Source organism: Streptomyces flaveolus, assembly GCF_000716535.1.
In the GTDB taxonomy this organism is placed as follows: domain Bacteria; phylum Actinomycetota; class Actinomycetes; order Streptomycetales; family Streptomycetaceae; genus Streptomyces; species Streptomyces flaveolus_A.
The window spans coordinates 1-1090 of the sequence record NZ_JNWV01000140.1; the positions used below are offsets into that span (position 1 = coordinate 1).

Genomic DNA, 1090 nt, shown 5'->3' on the forward strand with positions numbered 1-1090 from the left:
CTTCGCCAACACCCCCGACATCCTGCACGCCTACCTCCAGCACGGCGGACGTCCCGCCTTCGAGGTCCGCGCGGTGCTGGCCGCCACCCTCTCCCCCACGTGGGGCATCTACTCCGGCTACGAACTGTGTGAGAACACCCCGCTCAGGGAGGGCGGCGAGGAGTACCTGGACTCGGAGAAGTACCAGCTCAAGCCCCGCGACTGGGAGGCCGCCGAGCGTGACGGACGGACCATCGCCCCGCTCGTCACCAAGCTCAACACCATCCGACGGCGGCACCCGGCGCTACAGCGCCTGCGCAACCTCCGCTTCCATCAGACCGACAACGATGCCGTGCTCGCCTACAGCAAGCGCACGGGTACGGACACGGTCATCGTGGTCGTCAACCTCGACCCGCACCACACCCAGGAGGCCACGGTCTCGTTGGACATGCCGCAACTCGGCCTGGACTGGGACGCCGCCCCGTCCGTGCACGACGAACTGACGGGCGAGACGTACCACTGGGGCAGGACCAACTACGTGCGACTCACGCCCGGCCGGGCGCCGGCGCACGTGCTCCACGTCGGGCGATCGACGCCCCAGATCGGAGGGCCCGCAGCGTCATGACCGTCAACGACCCCGTACTGGACACCTTCGAGGACACCCCCGCCAAGGACCGGGACCCGGAGTGGTTCAAACGCGCCGTCTTCTACGAGGTCCTGGTCCGCTCGTTCCAGGACAGCAACGGTGACGGCGTCGGCGACGGTCCGCGGCCAGTACTACTTCCACCGCTTCTTCTCCCACCAGCCGGACCTGAACTACGAGAACCCGGCCGTGCAGGAGGAGATCCTGGCCGCCCTGCGGTTCTGGCTGGACCTGGGCATCGACGGCTACCGCCTGGACGCGGTGCCCTACCTCTACGCCGAGGAGGGCACCAACTGCGAGAACCTGCCCGCCACGCACGCCTTCCTGAAGCGGGTCCGGCGCGACATCGACGCCATGTACCCGGACACCGTGCTGCTGGCGGAGGCCAACCAGTGGCCCGAGGACGTCGTCGACTACTTCGGTGACTTCCGGGCCGGCGGCGACGAGTGCCACATGGCGTTCCACTTC

At 68.3% G+C, this 1090-nt stretch carries 1 protein-coding gene and 1 pseudogene; both read left to right on the top strand.

Going from position 1 to position 1090, the window contains the following annotated elements:
• A partial coding sequence (locus OO52_RS45540) for an alpha-glucosidase C-terminal domain-containing protein (protein WP_030659372.1) occupies nt 1-604 on the top strand: 604 nt, incomplete at its 5' end.
• Nucleotides 601-1090 (top strand): annotated as a pseudogene (locus tag OO52_RS45545) (alpha-amylase family glycosyl hydrolase); the annotation flags it as partial. The gene OO52_RS45540 and the pseudogene OO52_RS45545, both read left to right, overlap by 4 nt.